Genomic DNA, 2,853 nt, shown 5'->3' with positions numbered 1-2,853 from the left:
CGTGGGACTTCCTGCGATCGTCGGGATCTCCGGTGAACCACGAGCCGTGACCGCCCTTGTAACCGACCAGCACATCGTCGCCCAGCGCGATGACCTCGGTCAGCGTCAGATCCTGGAGATGGCAGGCGGGATCAACGAAGAGCCGGCGCCGGAGATCAGGCGCGAGAGCGCCCACGTTGCCGACCGGGGCTGTTGGTCGGCGGCGCAGTGCGAGCCAGAGCAGCACTGCGAGCGGCGCAGCGGCGAGCCCGACGATCAACCGTGCCCGCTCACGTCCCCACCTGCGACAGTCGGAAGCGGACGGCCTTCTCCAGCTGCCGGATCCGTTCCTCGTCGTCCAGCTTCGAGCCCTGGCGATCCACGACGTAGAAGCTGTCGACGACCTCGTGGCCGAGCGTCTGGACCTTGGCGTGGCGGATGTCGAGCTCCAGGTCGAGGAAGGCACGAGCAATCCGGTACAACACGCCGATCGCGTCCGAGGCCCGCACCTCGACCACCGACGCGTCCTCGGAGGCGGTGTTCTCCACCGTGACGGTCGCCGGCCCTTGACCGGATGGCCCTCGATGCGCCGCGTAGGTGCGCGCTCGTTCGACCAGTCGACGCTCGAGCGGAAGGCGGCCGTCGACGGCACGGACGAGGTCATCGTGGAAGCCGGGCCAGTCGGGCGCGCCACCGAAGGCGTCGTCGACATGGAAGACGTCGACCGCCATCCCGCCTGCCGCCGACCAGGCGTCGGCTTCCAGGATGTCGAGGCCGTGTAGACCGAGCACCCCGGCGACGAGGCAGAACAGGCCGGGGCGGTCCGGCGCCGCGACCACGAGCCTCGAACCCTCGGCCCGGGTCAGCAGCCCGCCGTCGGCCTGTGCGACCAGCGCGACCAGGTCCGCCGCCGGCGAGGTGGGCTTCGGAGCGGGCGCGTCACCGCTGAGGACGCTCGCCACCTTCGTGACGAGCTCGTCGACCAGGCCCGCCTTCCACGGCGTCCAGGCCGCCTCGCCCGTCGCCTTGGCATCCGCCTCGGTGAGCGCGGCGAGCAGTGCGAGCGTGGAGCGATCGCCAACCGCCGCCGCGACGCGCATGACGGTCGTCGGGTCGCTCAGATCCCGCCGCATCGCGGTCTCGGCCAGCAGGAGATGATGGCGAACGAGCGTGACGAGGGTGTCGACGTCCGTGGCGGAGAAGCCCAGACGTGTGGCGATGCGTTCGGTCAGCTCGATGCCCGTCGCGGTGTGATCGCCGGGGTGGCCCTTGCCGATGTCGTGCAGCCAGGCTGCGACGACCAGCAGATCCGGCCGGCTCACCCGGCGCACGAGCGCGGCGGCTTGGACCGCCGCCTCGATGAGGTGCCGGTCGACGGTGAAGCGGTGGTAGGGATTGTGCTGGAGGCGGCTGCGCACCGGTTCCCACTCGGGGAGGATCCGCACGAGCAGGCCGTGCTGGTCGAGCGCCTCGCACGCGGCGACCGCCCCGGGACCCGCGGTCAGCAGCTCGACGAGGGCGCGCCGGCTCGCGTCCGACCACCGGGCTGCCGGCACCGCGGCGCCCGACCGGGGACGCACGAGGCCGGCACGATCGATCGGTGCTCCCGTGGTGGCTGCGGCGGCCGCGACCCGGAGCGCGAGTGACTCGTCGGCGAGGTCGGCGCCTGCCTCGACGGCGATCTCGCCCTCGCGAAGGACCACGCCGGCGCCCATTCGGCGGTCGGTGGCGACGATCCTCCCGCGGGGACCCTCCAGGAAGGAATCGATCCTCCGCCAGGCGTCGTCGCTCATCCAGGCGATGGTCCGCGCCGCGGCCGACACACGTTGCATGAGACCGTCGGCGTCGGGGAGGCCGAGACGGTGGGCAACGGCGGCCTGCTCCTGCAGGACGAGGCGGTCGCGGGCCTTGCCGGTGATGCGTTGGAGCTCGACCCGCGCCGTGAGGAGGACCTCCTCCGCCGCGGGCAGAACCTCGTCGATGTCGGGGATCACGTCGACCGCAACGGCCGCCGCCATCAGGGCATGCACGTCACGCAGGCCGCCCCTGCCCTCCTTCAGGTCGGGCTCGAGCAGGAACGCGACGTCGCCGAACCGGCGGTGTCGCTCGGCGACCGCGTCCCCGAGGTTCCGCAGCCAGCGACCCCGGTGTCGCCGCCAGCTGTCTCTTGCCTTGCCGGCGAGCTCGGCCCCGAGGTCATCGTCACCCGCGACGGTGCGCGCGTCCAAGAGGCCGAGGGCGGCCTTGAGGTCGCGGGCGGCGATCGCAAGCGCCTCCTTGACCGTCTTGACGCTGTGGTCGAGGGCGAGGCCGGCGTCCCAGATCGGGTACCAGAGCCGCTGGGCCACCCGGCTCACGTCCGAGCGGCCGCGGTGAACGAGCACCAGGTCCAGGTCACTGCGAGGGGCGAGCTCTCCTCGCCCGTAGCCGCCGACCGCGACGAGCGCGGTCTCGGGTTCGTCCGCGAACAGCTCCTCGAGCCACTGATCGACGAGACCTGCATGGGCCCGGCAGAACGCCCTGCCCTGCAGGCTCTCGTCGAAAAGCAGCTCTTGGCGTCGTTCGCTAAAGGGCGTCTGCGCCCATCTCGCCGGTGCGGACACGGATGACTCCCTCGACAGGGGAGACCCAAACCTTGCCGTCACCGATCTGGCCGGTGCGCGCGGCTTCCACGATTGCGTCAGCGACCCGCTCCGCGTCGCCGTCCTCGACCAGTACCTCGATGCGGACCTTGGGCACGAACTCCACGGTGTACTCGGCACCACGGTAGACCTCGGTGTGGCCGCGCTGGCGCCCGAAGCCGCGGGACTCGGTCACCGTGATGCCCGGGACGCCGAGCGTCTTGAGCGTCTCGCTGACGTCGTCGAGCTTGAA

General features: G+C 71.5%; 3 protein-coding genes. All 3 read right to left on the bottom strand.

Annotated features, from left to right (window positions below):
• Positions 1-259, bottom strand: a 259-nt coding sequence (locus E6G06_22300) for a hypothetical protein (protein ID TML85033.1), incomplete at its 3' end; no start/stop codon positions are given.
• Between the two features lie 10 nt (positions 260-269).
• Positions 270-2,510, bottom strand: coding sequence for a [protein-PII] uridylyltransferase (locus E6G06_22295; protein TML85034.1), 2,241 nt, complete (start codon positions 2,508-2,510; stop codon positions 270-272).
• A gap of 34 nt (positions 2,511-2,544) precedes the next feature.
• The coding region (locus tag E6G06_22290) for a P-II family nitrogen regulator (GenBank protein ID TML85032.1) at positions 2,545-2,853 on the bottom strand (309 nt) is incomplete at its 5' end.

It is taken from the genome of Actinomycetota bacterium (assembly GCA_005888325.1).
In the GTDB taxonomy this organism is placed as follows: domain Bacteria; phylum Actinomycetota; class Acidimicrobiia; order Acidimicrobiales; family AC-14; genus AC-14.
The sequence above is the reverse complement of the archived record's forward strand: the minus strand, read 5'-3'. Positions and strand labels throughout refer to the sequence as shown.